Source organism: Rhizobium sp. Leaf262, assembly GCF_001422245.1.
In the GTDB taxonomy this organism is placed as follows: Bacteria; Pseudomonadota; Alphaproteobacteria; order Rhizobiales; family Rhizobiaceae; genus Agrobacterium.
Genome location: NZ_LMMM01000020.1, coordinates 42262 through 58585, shown reverse-complemented (window position 1 = coordinate 58585; position 16324 = coordinate 42262). Strand labels below are relative to the sequence as shown.

Annotated in this window: 11 protein-coding genes; 8 read left to right on the top strand and 3 right to left on the bottom strand. The window is 57.3% G+C overall.

Going from position 1 to position 16324, the window contains the following annotated elements; genetic code table 11:
- Positions 1–185: 185 nt before the first annotated feature.
- Both ASF29_RS21355 and ASF29_RS21350 read left to right on the top strand, forming a co-directional pair.
- Positions 186–1505, top strand: a complete 1320-nt coding sequence (locus ASF29_RS21355; protein ID WP_062452694.1) for an LLM class flavin-dependent oxidoreductase — start codon at positions 186–188, stop codon at positions 1503–1505.
- Between the two features lie 183 nt (positions 1506–1688).
- Positions 1689–3929 carry a heavy metal translocating P-type ATPase gene (locus ASF29_RS21350; RefSeq protein ID WP_062452693.1) on the top strand — a complete coding sequence of 747 codons (2241 nt, stop codon included), beginning with the start codon at positions 1689–1691 and terminating at the stop codon, positions 3927–3929.
- Between the two features lie 30 nt (positions 3930–3959).
- Here the strand turns inward: ASF29_RS21350 and ASF29_RS21345 are convergent, their stop codons facing one another.
- Complete coding sequence (locus ASF29_RS21345) at positions 3960–6080, bottom strand: alpha-galactosidase (protein WP_062452692.1); 2121 nt, start codon at positions 6078–6080, stop codon at positions 3960–3962.
- A 170-nt stretch (positions 6081–6250) separates the two neighbouring features.
- Entirely contained in the window at positions 6251–6667 is a 417-nt protein-coding gene (locus ASF29_RS21340; protein ID WP_162237927.1) for a DUF4174 domain-containing protein, read from the bottom strand.
- Positions 6668–7084: 417 nt separating this feature from the next.
- Here ASF29_RS21340 and ASF29_RS21335 point away from each other — a divergent pair, with 417 nt between their 5' ends.
- The 6 genes from ASF29_RS21335 (at position 7085) to ASF29_RS21310 (ending at position 15198) form a co-directional block, all read left to right on the top strand.
- The gene (locus tag ASF29_RS21335) at positions 7085–7174 is read left to right on the top strand and encodes a K(+)-transporting ATPase subunit F (RefSeq protein ID WP_062452690.1); all 90 of its coding nucleotides are present in this window, start codon (positions 7085–7087) and stop codon (positions 7172–7174) included.
- A gap of 80 nt (positions 7175–7254) precedes the next feature.
- On the top strand, positions 7255–8958 hold the full coding sequence (gene kdpA, locus ASF29_RS21330) for a potassium-transporting ATPase subunit KdpA (RefSeq protein ID WP_062452689.1): 1704 nt from the start codon (positions 7255–7257) through the stop codon (positions 8956–8958).
- 120 nt (positions 8959–9078) lie between these two features.
- On the top strand, positions 9079–11172 hold the full coding sequence (gene kdpB / locus ASF29_RS21325; RefSeq protein ID WP_062452688.1) for a potassium-transporting ATPase subunit KdpB: 2094 nt from the start codon (positions 9079–9081) through the stop codon (positions 11170–11172).
- Between the two features lie 11 nt (positions 11173–11183).
- Positions 11184–11750: a potassium-transporting ATPase subunit KdpC gene (kdpC, locus tag ASF29_RS21320; RefSeq protein ID WP_062452687.1), complete on the top strand. Its 567-nt coding sequence runs from the start codon at positions 11184–11186 to the stop codon at positions 11748–11750.
- Between the two features lie 53 nt (positions 11751–11803).
- Positions 11804–14509: a sensor histidine kinase KdpD gene (locus ASF29_RS21315; RefSeq protein WP_062452686.1), complete on the top strand. Its 2706-nt coding sequence runs from the start codon at positions 11804–11806 to the stop codon at positions 14507–14509.
- On the top strand, positions 14506–15198 hold the full coding sequence (locus ASF29_RS21310) for a response regulator transcription factor (protein ID WP_062452685.1): 693 nt from the start codon (positions 14506–14508) through the stop codon (positions 15196–15198). Before ASF29_RS21315 ends, ASF29_RS21310 begins: the two co-directional genes overlap by 4 nt.
- 45 nt (positions 15199–15243) lie before the next feature.
- On the opposite strand, the gene ASF29_RS21305 is transcribed toward ASF29_RS21310, so the two are convergent.
- Positions 15244–16320 carry a catalase family protein gene (locus tag ASF29_RS21305; RefSeq protein WP_062452684.1) on the bottom strand — a complete coding sequence of 359 codons (1077 nt, stop codon included), beginning with the start codon at positions 16318–16320 and terminating at the stop codon, positions 15244–15246.
- Positions 16321–16324 lie beyond the last annotated feature (4 nt).

Here is a 16324-nt window from a genome sequence, read left to right as displayed (position 1 = left end):
ACGCATCGGTTCGCTTGGGAAAAGCACTTTTTGATGTCAGTCTGGCCAAAGAAGCCCTATGCGGTAAAATCCGGGTGGGGTTGCCCGTCCATCTCCAGGGCTCTTTGCGAGATGCGACCTGCTCCCTATATTTCGCACATCGCTACCCACATCCAAGGCCTCGTTGAAACTGAAGAGCGCATCTTATGGCAACATCCCTGCACCTAACCGCTTTTATGAGACCCGTAAGCCTACACACCGGGGCCTGGCGTTACCCCGGCGCTTATCCCGACGCCAACTTCAACTTTGGCCATATCAGGTCATTCATCGAGAAGCTCGAGGCGGCAAAGTTCGATGCCTTCTTTATGGCCGATCATCTGGCCGTCCTGAACATGCCGGTCGACGCTCTCATGCGCAGCCATACCGTAACGTCCTTTGAGCCTTTTACGCTTCTTTCCGCTCTCGCTTCAGTGACGGAGAAGATCGGGCTTGCTGCCACCGCCTCGACGACATTCGACGAACCCTACCATGTGGCCCGTCGCTTTGCCTCGCTGGATCATATCAGCAACGGTCGCGCGGCCTGGAATATCGTCACCACATCCAATCCTGATTCCGCTCGGAATTTCGGGCTGGACGAACATGTCGCTCACGGCGATCGATATGCGCGCGCCCGCGAATTCTACGACGTCGTGACTGGCCTTTGGGACAGTTTCGCCGATGACGCTTTTATCCGTAATCAGGAGAGTGGTATTTTCTTCGATCCTACGAAGATGCATGTCCTCGACCACAAGGGAGACGAGTTGAGTGTCCGCGGTCCTCTCAACATCGCCCGCCCTGTTCAAGGTTGGCCAGTCATCGTGCAGGCAGGCCAGTCGGAACCGGGCCGTCAATTGGCTGCGGAGACGGCCGAACTCGTCTTCTGCTCTCCTCGTGACATGGCTACGGCAACGGGACTTTATGCAGATATCAAAGGGCGCATGCCAGCGTTTGGTAGAAAGCCGGAGCATTTGAAAATCCTCCCGGCAGCCATGATCGTGATCGGCGACACTGTCGAGGAAGCCAAAGCCAAGCGCGCCAAACTCGACAGTCTGGTGCATTACGATAGCGCGATCGCCTCACTTTCGATTGCGCTTGGGCATGACGCATCCGGCTTTGATCCTGACGCCCCGCTACCGGAAATACCCGAGACCAATGCCAGCAAAACCGGGCAGGCCCAGGCGGTCCGTCTGGCGCGCGAAGAAAATCTGACGGTCCGTCAACTGGCCCAGCGATACGGCGGCTATGCCGGTCTCGCATTTGTTGGAACGCCACAAACCATTGCCGACGAGATGGAGACCTGGCTTGGTAACGCGGCATCGGACGGGTTCACGATCGTCTTTCCACATCTGCCTGCGGGCCTTGATGATGTGACGCAAAGGCTTGTTCCGGAACTGCAGCGACGCGGGTTATTCAGGCGAGATTACGAGGGCTCGACACTGCGCGAACATCTGGGACTTCCGCGGCCAGAAAACAGGTTTTTCGTTTAGGGCAAAACGATACTACGCCTCGCGCTATTCGGCTTCCTCTCGAACGTTGTTCACGACAACGATACCGTTGTGCTCTGGAAGTGGGGAGGGGTGTAGTAAAATCACTCGCCCCATCCATTTTTTGCTTGTAGCTCTAGTTACTAGAGGTCGTAAGGCTGGTCTCATGATGAGAAGGAGCGCCTTATGACTTTGCCGCTGAAGACCAAATTTCGGGTTGGGGGAATGGATTGCGCGTCTTGTGCCACCAAGATCGACACAGCTGTCCGCCGTATGCCGGGAGTGGAGGACGTGTCCGTTTCCGTCACGGCTGGCACGATGACGGTCAACCACCACGAAGGCAGTGATCTCTTGGCCATCGGCAGGAGGGTCAAAGGCCTCGGCTATGACGTCGTCGAGATTTCGGATGGTGAAGCACCGAAGCATCAAGATGATGCCGGTCATTGCTGTGGTGGTCACCACCACTCTCCTGCAGATCATCACCACAACTATTCGTCTGATGAAGCACCAAAGAACGTCAACACGGTCAAGGGGCTGCATGGTCACGACCACGGGCCCAGCACCGGGCCATGGTGGAGAAGTAAAAAGGGCCGGTTGACGATTGTCGCGGGTGCGGCGCTCCTCCTTGCTTATGGTATAGGGCACCTTTTCCCGGCTATCCAGCTTTACGCTTTCGCACTCGCCATGCTTGTCGGCCTCGTTCCGATTGCGCGACGGGCCATCATGGCCGCGTTTGCAGGAACGCCCTTTTCCATTGAAATGCTGATGACGATCGCTGCGATCGGAGCTCTCGTTATCAATGCGACGGAAGAGGCTGCGGCGGTGGTCTTTCTGTTTCTCGTCGGCGAATTGCTGGAAGGTGTCGCCGCAGGCAAAGCGCGCGACAGCATCACATCGCTTGCGGCACTTGTGCCGAAGACAGCCCTTGTCGAAGTCGATGGTGAGACCCGTGAAACTCCTGCGGAGAGACTGGTCGTCGGTTCTGTCATTCTCGTGCGTCCCGGTGACCGTGTTTCGGCGGATGGTGTCATTTTGTCCGGCGAAAGCGCGGTAGACGAAGCGCCCGTTACCGGCGAAAGCGTGCCGGTCACCAAGCGGGTGGATGACATCGTGTTTGCAGGCACCGTCAATGGTAACGCAGCACTGCGCGTGCGGGTCACGGCAGCGGCGCAGGACAACACCATTGCGCGTATCGTCAAGCTTGTGGAGGAAGCGCAGGAAAAGAAGGCGCCAACGGAGCGCTTCATCGACCGCTTTTCCCGGTACTACACCCCCGCCGTGGTTGTCGTGGCTGCGTTGGTGGCGATACTCCCGCCTGTCCTTTCCGGCGCGGACTGGAACGAGTGGATTTACAAAGGTCTTGCCATTCTGTTGATCGGCTGCCCTTGCGCGCTCGTGATTTCCACGCCTGCGGCCATTGCTGCTGCGCTTTCGGCTGGAGCCCGGCGTGGACTGTTGATGAAGGGTGGCGCCGTTCTGGAGGGGCTTGGACGTTTGACAGCAGTCGCCTTCGACAAGACCGGGACATTGACGGAGGGCAAGCCCAAGGTGACGGATATCGTCCCGCTCGCATTGTCAGAGGTGGATATCCTGCGATTGGCAGCAGCCCTTGAAACCGGATCGAGCCACCCTCTCGCCCTATCGATCCTTGCAAAGGCAAAGGAAACTGCCGTGGTCATTCCACTGGCGACCGAAGCCAAGGCGCTGGGTGGCAAGGGTGTTACCGCTATTGTGGAAGGGCAGGAGATTTTTCTGGGCTCACCGAAAGCCGCCGCAGACCGGATCACCATGCCAGAACACTATCTCAAGGCCATCGACGCGTTGAATGGTGAAGGCAAAACCGTGTCGGTTCTCATCGCAGGCAACACGCTTGCCGGTGCGATCGCCATGCGTGACGAGCCACGGGCTGACGCTGCACAGGGCCTTTTAACTCTCAAGCAGAGCGGCGTGAAAACCATCATGTTGACCGGTGATAATCGCCGGACGGCGGATGCGATCGGTCAGGCACTCGGCATCGAGGTGCGCGCCGAACTGATGCCCGAAGACAAGCAGCGCATCGTGCAGGATTTGAAAAGTCAGGGGCTCGTCGTCAGTAAGGTGGGAGACGGTATCAACGACGCGCCTGCTTTGGCTGCTGCCGATATCGGCATCGCGATGGGCGGCGGCACGGACGTGGCCCTGGAAACGGCGGATGCCGCCATTCTGCACGGGCGCGTCGGCGATGTCTTCAGAATGATCGAGCTTTCAAAACGAACGATGCGCAACATCTATCAGAACATCGCCATGTCACTCGGCTTGAAAGCTGTGTTCCTCGTTACGACCATCCTGGGCATAACCGGCCTGTGGCCTGCCATTCTGGCAGACACAGGGGCAACTGTTCTTGTGACGCTGAATGCCTTGAGGCTGTTGCGCGTCAAATCCGGTTGAACGCAGTGATCCGGTCCTGGCGGCTAGACGCTACGATGGCTGAAGGTTACGATCTTTCCTGCTTTCACCGGCACGCTCCAGCTCGAGCAGAAGTGCGCTTTCCGGTCTGAGCGTAGGCAAGGGCAGGCCGGCAATTCCAATGTCGGAAAGCGTAAATCCGACATCGCCAGCCAGAAGTTTCTTTTGCCCGTCGGAGATGCGAATGAATTCCGGCTTTGCTGGGAGTGTGTTGGTGATCGTCCATGCCCCACCGAGTCTTGCGACGCTCTCGGGCAATCGTAGCGGTGCGGGCTGTTCGCCAACCATCTGCGGTCCTTGAGCAATAATGAGCACGATCTTTTCTGGCGTGGCGGCACCCCACACATAGCGACCGTCGGTTGGTTGGAGATGGAAATTTGCGCCCGGGGCATGGAGAACGCCGCGCAGACGCTTGTAGGTTTCGATATAGAGCGCCAGTTCGGCGGTTTCTTCGCTCGTCAGTTCCAGTGGATTGAGTTCGACACCCAGATGATAGGCCATCGCCACCAGCGCCCGGAAAGCTAGACTGTGCTGTCGGCCCGTCTGGTGGTTTGGTGACGCGGAAATATGACTTCCGAGAATTTCCGGCGGGATAAATAGCGAGGCCCCACGCTGTATTTCCAGGCGTTCCAGCGCATCGGTGCAGTCCGATGTCCAGACGCGATGGGTGCGCTTCAAAACGCCGAAATCGATCCGCCCCCCGCCGGATGCGCAGCTTTCTATTTCCACGTTGGGATGGGCGGTGCGAACGCGGTCCATCAGAGCGTAGACAGCTCGGGTCTGTGCTGCGATCTTCGCCTTTCCATCGCGTCCGCCCGCATGTGTCAGGTCGCGGTTCATATCCCACTTGATGTAGGAAACATCGTGGTGGGCGAGAATGGTGTCGATTTTCGCAAACAGGTAGTCCGCAACATCCGCTTGCGTCAGATCAAGAACCAGTTGGGTTCGGGACTGGAGCAGCGGACGCCCTTCGACCTGCAGTGCCCAGTCGGGGTGAGTCTTGAACAGCTGGGACGTCGGGTTGACCATTTCAGGCTCGAACCATATGCCGAACTGCATCCCGAGTCCTGTAACGTGATCGACGAGCGGCGTCAGCCCTTGCGGATATTTGCGCGCATCGATATCCCAATCACCGAGGCTCGTGGTGTCGTCGTCACGCTTGCCGAACCAGCCGTCATCAAGGACAAAACGCTCGATGCCTATCTTGGCGGCGGCTGTTGCCTGCGCTTTCAGGGATGGCATTCGATGGTCGAAGTAATTGCCTTCCCACGTATTCAGCGTCACCGGTCTTGGTGACATGGCACCACCTGGCCAATCGAGAAGTTCCTCTCGGACGAAAGCGTGAAACGCTTCGGCGTCCGCTCCGGCATAGGCGACGGGGCTTTGATAGGTTTCTCCCGGGCCAAGAATGACTTCGCCCGGCTCAAACAGTTCTCCAAGATGAACCAGTCTGCGGCCATCGTCCGCGCGGTCGATGACCATCTGGTGATTACCGCTCCACCCGATCGTCACACCAAAACGTCGCCCGGCATTTTCGAGGAAGACAATCGGAAAACGGTCATGCGAGGTGCGGCCCCTGCGGCTTTCCTGTAACCAGATGCCGTTGCCGAGCGTTTCGCTGCGTGTCTGAAATTCACGCCCCCACATGCCGGTGAAGCTGGTCAACTCCGTTTGCCCCTCTGGAACGGGGAAGGTGGCGGCCATGCATCTGTCCAATTGGTACGGCGTCTCACTTTGATTGGTCAGCGCCGTGGACATGGAGACAAGACCAGGCCGATGGCTCGTCAGAGTGATCTCGATGCCGATCTTCGCTATGCCGTCGACGGCTCTCAGAACCGTCTTCTCCGTCGAACCCTCAACTGTCCATGCCCCGAACTGGAGTATGAAATCGCGCCCCTGACGATGTCCCACTATCGCTGGCCAGCCGAAAAAACCCATGCCGCCCGTTGGCAGCAGGACCGAGGCGGGAACGGCGACATCCATACCGTTCACGCGGCTGGAACGTTCGATGTCGAAAACTGCGCTTTGTGACACGGCCCGCGTCCCAAAGGAGAGTATCTCAGGCATTCCGAGCTCCGGGAGGCGGAGGTTGAGGGTAAAATCCCCTTGGCCGATCGTGAGTATCTGGCTCATTCGTAAGTCCTCCCAAACTTGCACGTCATCAAAATGTTTTATGAAAAAACGGTCGCGGCATGCGTCAATCAGCACGTTTCGCGACCAAAAGAAATCCAATAAACGAGGCGATCCGATGGCGGTGGCACCGCATAGTTTGTTGCTGGGAAAACATGGCAGCCGAAGTGATGTCAGTTTTGCTCGCTACGTCGCATCGGCATGCGATCTACGAGATCGAATATTTCGACATCGGTGACGATTTTCTCGCTACGAAGCTTCACGCCGCCGTCCTTGCCCACGAGAACGACATGGAAGCCATCGCCCTTGACGTCGACATCCTGTTTGAGGTTTTCGCCGTCCATGGCAGGCACGTCTCCGTACACCGTCTGAGCTGACTTTCCGGACACATGGATAACCACCATGTCCCGCTCTGCCAATTCCTCCTTCTGACGCTCCAGCAGCGAAATCTGTCTGGAGACAGTCTTGTCGCTGGCATCACCGAAGATTAGCACGACCCGGTTTTTCCAGTTCAGATCATATAGGCTGTCCATAGCAAACCCATGCGTTGCGGCTAGTGAAAGAAGAGATGTTAAAAGCACTCGTCTCATGCTTGGCCTCCTTCGTTCAAAAGATAACGCAGCTGTGGCACCATCGTTCATCCAATCACACAGCTTGTGATGACATTTCATTGAACTTGCGATGAAAGACATGACTTCTATTCGATCGCGGGCGTGCTTTCGAAGTCGTGCCGCTAAGACCACGTCTTTGGTGGCTTCCGACAAAATCCCTATGAGATTTTTATATCTTGGCTCGAGGCTCCGTCTCGAATTCCTATGTCATTTGTCGCCATATCGGTTCGTGCAGCATGCGTGACGTGGTGGTTACCACAACGCATGACCTGCCGATGTCCCAATTCAAAAGGAGACGAGACCGATGATGGATTTCCTTCTGCTCTTAATGGCGATGGCCTTCTTTGGCCTTTGCTTTGTCTATGTCCGCGCTTGCGAAACGTTGTGAGGCGCAAAATGTTTTTCGACTATGCGCTGAGCGGCGTCGTCACGGCTGGTCTCACCCTATACCTGATCTATGCGCTGGTTCGTCCAGAGCGGTTCTGAAACGAGCGCGCATGAACCTCACCACCGCTTCCGATAGCACCGGCAGCCCTTCGGGTTCCGGTATTTGAAAGTTTGCATCCATGACACTCAACGGATGGTTACAGATCTTTGCGTTCTGCGGAGTCCTGATTTTACTGGTCAAGCCGCTTGGCGCCTATATGACTCGTGTGTTTTCGGGAGAAAACACTTGGCTCTCTCCACTTCTCAAGCCGGTCGAACGGCGTCTCTACGCCTTGGCAGGCACATCCTCTGACGAGGAGCAGCACTGGGGCGGCTATGCTTTGGCAATGTTGGCCTTCAACCTCGCCGGCTTTTTGCTGTTGTACGGAATCCTCCGTTTCCAGAACATTTTGCCCTTCAATCCTGCTGGGATGGCTTCAGTCGCACCCGACCTGTCGTTCAACACGGCCATCAGTTTCGTCGCCAATACCAATTGGCAGAGCTACGGCGGCGAAAGCACGATGTCGTATTTTTCGCAGATGGCGGGCCTGGGGGTCCAGAATTTCGTATCCGCAGCAACCGGTATGGCGATAGCGATCGGCCTGATCCGCGCGTTTGCCCGGTCCTCCGGCAAGGCAATCGGCAATTTCTGGGTCGATATGACCCGCGCCACCCTCTACGTTCTGCTGCCGATCTGTATCGTGTTGACGATCGTCTACGTTGCTTTGGGTGTGCCGCAGACGCTGGGGCCGTATGTAACGGCGTCGACGCTGGAGGGTGCGCAGCAGACGATTGCTGTCGGTCCCGTGGCATCTCAGCTCGCCATCAAAATGCTGGGCACCAATGGCGGCGGCTTCTTCAACGCCAATTCGGCCCACCCGTTCGAAAACCCTGACAGCCTGTCGAACATGATCCAGATGCTTTCGATCTTCGCAATCGGAGCAGCTTTCACCAACGTCTTCGGACGCATGGTCGGTAATCAGCGCCAGGGTTGGGCGATCTTGTCGGCTATGGGCATTCTGTTCCTCGCTGGTGTGGCCATTGTCTACTGGGCCGAGGCTTCCGGCAATCCGATCATGCAGTCGCTCGGTCTTTCCGGTGGCAACATGGAAGGCAAGGAAGTGCGCTTCGGGGTCGTCTTGTCCTCTCTCTTCGCGGTCATTACCACTGCAGCATCATGTGGCGCGGTCAATGCGATGCATGGTTCGTTCACCGCGCTCGGCGGGCTCGTACCGCTGATCAACATGCAGCTCGGTGAGATCATCGTCGGCGGCGTGGGTGCGGGTTTCTACGGCATCATCATGTTCATCATCATCGCCATCTTCGTGGCTGGGCTGATGGTCGGTCGCACACCTGAATATCTCGGCAAGAAGATCGAGGCGAAAGAAATGAAGATGGCCGTGCTTGCGATCCTTTGCCTGCCGCTCGCCATGCTTGTTTTCACCGCCATCGCCAGCATTCTGCCCTCGGCAGTGGCGTCGGTGGGGACAGGTGGACCACATGGCTTCTCTGAAATCCTGTATGCCTACACGTCCGCCGCTGCCAATAACGGATCGGCCTTCGGAGGCCTGAGCGCCAACACCTCCTGGTACAATACGACCATCGGGATGGCGATGCTGATGGGCCGCTTCCTGGTCATCATTCCTGCTCTCGCCATTGCTGGGTCCCTTGCCGCGAAAAAGACCGTTCCGACGTCAGCCGGCACGTTGCCGACCGATGGTGGACTCTTCGTCGGCCTGCTCGTTGGATCGATCCTGATCATCGGTGGCCTGACGTTCCTGCCGTCGCTGGCGCTTGGCCCGATCGTCGAGCACTTCATGATGGCAGCGGGACAGACTTTCTAAGGTGAGCGAACGGGATATCCCGAGACCTGCCATGTCCACATCTTTACTTTCAATGTCCTACACGACCGACCCGATCTGCCAAAGCAGCCGTCGTCAGGTCATGCAGCTGGAGTCTCAATGATGAGCCAGTCTAGAATAATCTCTGCTCCCAAGTCCGTCGGCGTCAAGTCCGTTCCGATCTTGGATAGCAGCATCCTTCTTCCGGCATTGGGTGGTGCTTTTACAAAGCTCGATCCGAGGAAGCTGGTCAAGAACCCCGTCATGTTCGTGGTCGCCACCGTGTCGGTGCTCACGACCATCCTCTTCCTGCGCGATCTGGTGAAAGGAAGCGATAGTCTCGGCTTTTCCTTTCAGATCAACATCTGGCTCTGGTTCACGGTTCTTTTTGCGAACTTTGCCGAAGCGGTGGCCGAGGGTCGTGGCAAGGCGCAGGCAAACTCCCTACGAAAAACACGAACGGAGACACAGGCAAAACTCCTTTCAGGCCAGGACCGTAGCCAGTTTACGACCGTCCCGGGAACCAGCCTCAAGGTCAACGACATCGTCGTTGTGGAAGCTGGTGACATCATTCCTTCGGACGGAGAGGTGATAGAAGGCGTAGCCTCCGTCAATGAGGCTGCCATCACGGGGGAGTCCGCGCCTGTGATCCGGGAATCCGGTGGCGACCGGTCTGCCGTAACGGGTGGCACGCAGGTCTTGTCGGACTGGATTTGTGTACGCATCACCGCTGTTGCAGGCTCCACCTTCATCGATCGCATGATCGCGCTGGTCGAAGGAGCCGAACGCCAGAAGACCCCCAACGAAATCGCTCTCAACATACTGCTTGCGGGCATGACGCTGATCTTCGTTCTGGCTGTTGCGACCATACCGAGTTTCGCGTCTTATGCAGGGGGCTCTATCCCGATCATCGTGCTTGTCGCGTTGTTCGTAACACTCATTCCAACGACCATTGGTGCCCTCCTGTCCGCAATCGGCATTGCCGGCATGGACCGTCTGGTCCGTTTCAACGTGCTGGCGACATCGGGTCGTGCGGTGGAAGCAGCGGGCGATATCGACACCTTGCTTCTCGATAAGACCGGCACAATCACGCTCGGTAACCGTCAGGCTACGGAATTCCGTCCCGTTGGTGGCTTTACCGCAGAACAGCTTGCCGATGCCGCACAATTGGCCTCGCTTGCGGATGAGACGCCTGAAGGCCGCTCGATCGTCATCCTTGCTAAGGAAAAATACGGGATCCGCGCCCGCGACATGCAAAATCTGCATGCGACGTTCGTTCCCTTTACGGCACAGAGCCGAATGAGTGGGGTCGACCTCGACGGATCGTCGATCCGCAAAGGCGCGGTGGAGGCTATTCTCAACGATGTGCGTTTCGCACAGGACGGCGGTGTCAGTGCCCGGTCCGTCGAGGAAATACAAAACATCTCGCAGGAAATCTCCAAGCTCGGCGGCACCCCGCTTGCCGTGGCGCGAGACGGCAAGCTTCTCGGTGTTATCTATCTGAAGGATATCGTGAAAGGCGGAATTTTTGAGCGTTTCGCGGAATTGCGCAAGATGGGTATTCGTACCGTGATGATCACGGGCGACAACCCGATGACCGCCGCCGCAATCGCCGCAGAGGCGGGTGTGGACGATTTTCTCGCTCAGGCCACGCCGGAGATGAAGCTCGCCCTGATCCGTGAGGAGCAAGCCAAGGGCAAGCTGGTGGCCATGTGCGGAGACGGAACCAATGACGCGCCCGCTCTGGCCCAGTCGGACGTCGGCGTTGCCATGAACACCGGCACCGTGGCCGCCAGAGAAGCCGGGAATATGGTGGATCTGGATTCCGATCCCACCAAGCTCATCGAAATCGTTGAAATCGGCAAGCAGTTGCTGATGACCCGTGGCGCGCTGACGACGTTTTCGATCGCAAACGATATCGCCAAATATTTCGCAATCATTCCGGCGATGTTTCTGGCGTTCTATCCGCAGCTCAATGCATTGAACATCATGGGGCTTGCCACGCCGCAAAGCGCCATTCTGTCCGCGATCATCTTCAATGCGCTCATCATCATCGCACTCATCCCGCTGTCCTTGCGGGGCGTGAAATACCGCGCCGTGGGTGCGGGGTCGCTGCTGTCTCGCAACCTGCTCATCTACGGTCTGGGTGGCATCATCGTTCCGTTCATCGGGATCAAGGCCATCGACATGGCGATCACCGCTCTCGGTCTCGCTTAAGGAGTTCGAACATGTTCAAAATCATCCGCCCCGCTCTGGTCATGATCATCGCGACCACCGTCATAACCGGCCTGATCTATCCTCTCGCCATGACGGGCTTTGCTCAATTCGTTTTCCCATCGCAGGCCAATGGCAGCCTGATTGAGGCCAACGGCAAAGTCATCGGCTCCAGCTTGATCGGCCAAACTTTTACGGACGAGGGTCATTTCCACGGTCGACCTTCGGCGGCAGGGACTGGCTATGACGCGGCTGCGTCTTCCGGTTCCAACCTTGGGCCCACCAGCGCAAAGCTCATTGATCGCGTAAAGACCGATTTTGAGGTGGAAAAGGCGTCGAATCCGAATGTCCCGGTGCCGATAGAACTCGTGACGGCTTCCGGCAGCGGCCTTGATCCACATCTTTCTCCAGAGGCCGCGCTGTTTCAGGTGCCGCGTATCGCACGTGCCCGAAACATGGATGAAACCGTGCTGCGCGCTCTGGTGGAAGACCATGTCGAAGGACGCCATCTGGGCTTTCTGGGTGAGCCCGTCGTGAATGTGCTTTTGCTGAATATTGCGCTTGACGCCGCGCATCCATGAGGGCGATGACTGGGCTCGCCAACGAGTCCAGTCGTTCCATGAAGAGGTCACCTATGCCGGACGAGACTCGCGATAAGGAAACCAGGCCTTCACCGGACGCGCTTCTGGAGCATGCAGAGCGCGAGACGCGCGGACGGCTGAAGATTTTCCTTGGAGCGGCACCCGGTGTCGGCAAGACGTATGAAATGCTGCTGTCCGGTCACGCTCAAAAAGCGGACGGGCTGGATGTCGTCATCGGCGTGGTCGAAACCCATGGGCGCAAGGAAACGCAGGCGCTGGTCGAAGGGCTGGAAATCGTCCCGCGTTGCAAGACGGACTATCACGGGCATCTGCTGGACGAGATGGATCTAGACGGGATTATCGCTCGCCGGCCTGCATTGGTCCTTGTCGACGAGCTCGCCCATACGAATGCCATCGGCAGCCGCCATCCCAAGCGTTACATGGACGTGCAGGAAATCCTGTCCAAAGGTATCGATGTCTATTCGACCCTCAACATCCAGCACATCGAAAGTCTGAACGACGTCGTGGCGCAGATCACCAAGATCAGGGTTCGCGAGACTGTTCCCGATACGATCATCGACAAGGCGGATGATGTCGAGATCATCGACATCACACCGGACGATCTGATCAAGCGTCTCGCGGATGGCAAAATCTATGTGCCGACCACGGCCAAAAGCGCGCTTGAGAACTATTTCTCTCCCGGTAATCTGACAGCGCTGCGGGAGCTGGCCCTGCGCCGCACCGCCCAGCGGGTGGACGAGCAGTTGCTCAGCCACATGCAGGCCAATGCCATTTCCGGTCCCTGGGCGGCTGGCGATCGTGTTCTTGTCTGCCTCGATCATGGGCGCAACGGTGCAAGTCTCGTCCGCTACGCCCGGCGCCAAGCTGACCGCATGAAGTCTCCCTGGGCGGTTCTGCATCTGGAAATGCCGAGAACCGCGTTCCTGTCCGATCAGGAGAAGGATCGGCTTGCAGCCAATATGCGGCTTGCCCAGCAGCTTGGCGCCGAAACCGTGACCTTGCCTGCGCTTCACCCATCCAAGGAAATCATCGCCTACGCCAATTCCAAGAACTTCACGCATCTGGTTGTCGGTCGCCCGGAAAAACCGCGCTGGCGACAATGGTGGCAGGGATCGGTCACCCATGATCTGATCAATCACGCAGGCAATATCAGCGTTCACGTCATCTCCGGCGAAGACCGAAAGGACGAGCCGCAGTGGGCGGTCAAGACCGCAGCGCCGCCGACTCCGCTTAAACTCAAGCACTACATTCAAAGCGCGATCTTCGTAGGCCTGGCGGTCTGCGCCGGTATTGCGCTCGATCAGACGCTCGACGTGCGCAATCTGGCGCTGGTGTTCCTGATGTCCGTCATGGCATCTGCGGTTCGAGGCGGGCTTGGGCCAGGCCTCTTTGCCTCTTTCCTGGGGGCGGTATCTTTCAATTTCTTTTTTCTGGAGCCTCGCTACACGCTGACTGTCCGCGATCCCGAAAGTGTGGTCGCACTGTTTTTTTATCTTGGCATCGCCATCGTTGCATCGAACCTCACAGCCGCCGTTCAGCGTCAGGCTACTGCGGCGCGGCAGAGGGCTCGCACCACCGAAGACCTCTATCTGTTTTCCAAGAAGCTTGCGGGAACCGGCACGCTGGATGATGTTTTGTGGGTCACCGCATTTCAAATGGCGTCCATGCTCGGCGTGCGTGTCGTCATTCTCTTGCCGGAAAATGGAAACATCACGGTTAAGGCTGGGTATCCTCCTGACGATACACTTGTCGACGCCGACATCGTCGCGGCCAAATGGGCATGGGAGCATGATCGTCCGGCCGGTCGCGCCGCAGAAACCCTGCCAGGCGCGAAGAGGCTCTATTTGCCTTTGCGGACGGGTCGTGAAGCGGTCGGCGTCATTGGTCTCGACAACGATAAACAGGGTCCGCTGCTGACCCCGCAACAGCAGCGGCTGTTTGATGCATTGGCGGATCAGGCAGCACTCGCGATCGAGCGTGTCAGGCTCGTTTCGGATGTCGACAAGGCCAAACTGGCGGCGGAGACGGATAAATTACGTACCGCGCTGCTGACGTCGATCTCCCACGACCTGAAAACGCCGCTTGCCGCGATCATGGGATCGGCTGGAACCCTGCAGGATTTCGATGCGGAAATTTCACAAGAGGCCAAATCTGAACTGCTTGGCACGATCATCGACGAGTCCGAGAGGCTGAACCGCTTCATTGCCAATCTCCTCGACATGACCCGCATCGGCTCTGGCACGATGGAGCCGAACTACGCCCTGCATTTCGTCGGCGATATCGTCGGTACGGCGCTGGCCCGTGCGGCAAAGATCATGGCGGAGCACCGCCTGACAGTCGATATTCCCGACGATCTTCCGATGTTGAAGGTTGACCCCGTTCTGTTTGAACAGGTTCTTTTCAATCTTCTGGACAATGCTGCCAAATATGGTCCGCCGAAATCGGTGATCGGCATTCGCAGTTGGCATGATGATGGCTGGATTTTCGTATCGGTCTCCGACGAAGGCCCTGGCGTGCCGCCTGAGGACCTCGTTCGAATATTCGACAGCTTTTACAGAGCCAGGAAAACGGATTACGTTAGAGCCGGGACGGGTCTGGGGCTTGCTATCTGCCGCGGTTTCGTCGAGGCAATGGGCGGAACGATAAGCGCAAGAAATCGCAAGGATGATAGCGGAGCCATTTTCACCATCCGCATGCCCGCATCGTCTGCGCCACATTTGCCGAGAGAAAAAGAATGAGCACCACCGACGTCAGGGTCCTTGTTGTCGATGATGAGCCACCGATCAGGAAACTTCTCAATGTCGGGCTGTCCAGCCAGGGCTATGTCGTGAGCGAAGCGATGAATGCACGTGTCGCGATGCAGATGGTTGCAAACGAAAAGCCTGATCTCATCATTCTGGATCTGGGGTTGCCGGACATGTCTGGGCACGAGCTTCTCGCCAAGTGGCGGGAAATGGGAATAGACCTGCCGATCGTCATTCTTTCGAGCCGGACCGATGAAACCGGTATCGTTCAGGCGCTGGAACTCGGCGCTGACGATTACGTCACCAAGCCTTTCGGCATGAATGAACTCGTGGCGCGCCTGCGCGTCGCCCTTCGCCATCGACTTCAGGCACAGGGTGAGCGTCCGATTTTTCACAGCGGCGCACTCTCGGTCAATCTGGTGACGCGCACCGTCAAGGTGGCGGAGCAAGAGGTGAAGCTGACGCCTAAGGAATACGATATTCTGCGCCTTCTCGTTCAGTATTCGGGAAGGGTGCTGACGCACCGCTTTCTATTGGAACATGTCTGGGAAGGGATTGCCGATGTCCAGTATCTGAGGGTTTACGTGCGGCAGCTCCGCCAGAAGATCGAAGAAAGCCCGGACCAGCCCCGGTACATCCTGACCGAGACAGGTGTTGGATACAGGCTCGCAGAAATCACTTGAAGAGTTTATTTTTGTTTATTTGGTTCTGGTACTTACCGACATTTATTAAGACGTTGGTTCGTGAAATGGGCAGCGGTTGAACGTCGCCCGATATTCGGCAGAGTGACGGTATGTCTCTTTCCGTACCCTGTTGATGCTGCCCAACGGCTGGTGATCTGAAAGGCCCGTCCACACGCTGAAACGCATCTCCTCGTTCACCTGCTGCACCGTGTCGTCGCTCCAGCTATCCTGCGGCTGTGCAACGACCGTGGCGACGGTCACGAACGGGGAGTCGTCCTCTTTCCATTCGACCGTCGGGTCCTCGACTGGCTGTCTGTCCAGATCGCGACAGAGCTGAACCTGAAAATCCCATTCCCCGCGAGCCGTCTGCATTTCCGATTGGACAGTTTCGCGGATCGCATCTTCGCGGACGCTGACGTCAATCTCTTTGCCTGTGAGGCTGGTGAGATCGGGTGATGTCGGGACCAGTCTGAACTTTGCGATGTAGCAGCCATAGCGGAACGGGGTGACGGAAAAATAGGTCTCGCCTAGCGGATCAAGGTTCGGTGCGCCACCTAGAGCCTGGACAGTGGTACTGGAGACGCCTACGGCCTCCAGGCCTTTGTTGACCGTTTGAAGGACGCTGGACAGGACCGTTTTCGTCCCTTCCATCCTGTCGGTGGTTTTGGCGAGCAGCTTGAGGCTGGAAAGAAATTTCTTCGGGTTCGGTGCCTGGAACACCGGACCGTTCACCATCACGAAATCCTGCGTATCACCGTCGGCTCCTGAAAGTCTGTCGCCCTGCACACCCACGACCTTCAATGCGAGGCCTCTGGGAAGAGAAACGGCATCGGGGAGAATGTCGCCTGCATTTGTGGAAAGGCGCATGTAAACCGGATATTCTCCACCTTTGGAAAAGAGGCCCTGTGCCAGTTCTTCCGGCAAATTTTCCAGAACCGTCATCTTTCCCTTGATGATGCCATGGGCCTTTGCATGAACGGAGCGCACGGCGTGCCCATAGTCCTGCGATGTTTTTTCCAGAATGATATCAAACTGTTCGACCAGTCCCTTAACGGTCTCACCTTCGTCGGGTGCGATCTCTTCCAGGTCGGGGGCATAGCGGATTGGTGGGGCAATGTTCATTTTG

Coding starts and splice junctions, on each gene's coding strand:
- ASF29_RS21305 (WP_062452684.1), bottom strand. CDS start 16,320: ATGAACATTGCCCCACCAATCCGCTATGCCCCCGACCTGGAAGAGATC.
- kdpB (WP_062452688.1), top strand. CDS start 9,079: ATGAGCCAGTCTAGAATAATCTCTGCTCCCAAGTCCGTCGGCGTCAAG.
- ASF29_RS21355 (WP_062452694.1), top strand. CDS start 186: ATGGCAACATCCCTGCACCTAACCGCTTTTATGAGACCCGTAAGCCTA.
- ASF29_RS21310 (WP_062452685.1), top strand. CDS start 14,506: ATGAGCACCACCGACGTCAGGGTCCTTGTTGTCGATGATGAGCCACCG.
- ASF29_RS21315 (WP_062452686.1), top strand. CDS start 11,804: ATGCCGGACGAGACTCGCGATAAGGAAACCAGGCCTTCACCGGACGCG.
- kdpC (WP_062452687.1), top strand. CDS start 11,184: ATGTTCAAAATCATCCGCCCCGCTCTGGTCATGATCATCGCGACCACC.
- ASF29_RS21350 (WP_062452693.1), top strand. CDS start 1,689: ATGACTTTGCCGCTGAAGACCAAATTTCGGGTTGGGGGAATGGATTGC.
- ASF29_RS21340 (WP_162237927.1), bottom strand. CDS start 6,667: ATGAGACGAGTGCTTTTAACATCTCTTCTTTCACTAGCCGCAACGCAT.
- ASF29_RS21335 (WP_062452690.1), top strand. CDS start 7,085: ATGTTTTTCGACTATGCGCTGAGCGGCGTCGTCACGGCTGGTCTCACC.
- kdpA (WP_062452689.1), top strand. CDS start 7,255: ATGACACTCAACGGATGGTTACAGATCTTTGCGTTCTGCGGAGTCCTG.
- ASF29_RS21345 (WP_062452692.1), bottom strand. CDS start 6,080: ATGAGCCAGATACTCACGATCGGCCAAGGGGATTTTACCCTCAACCTC.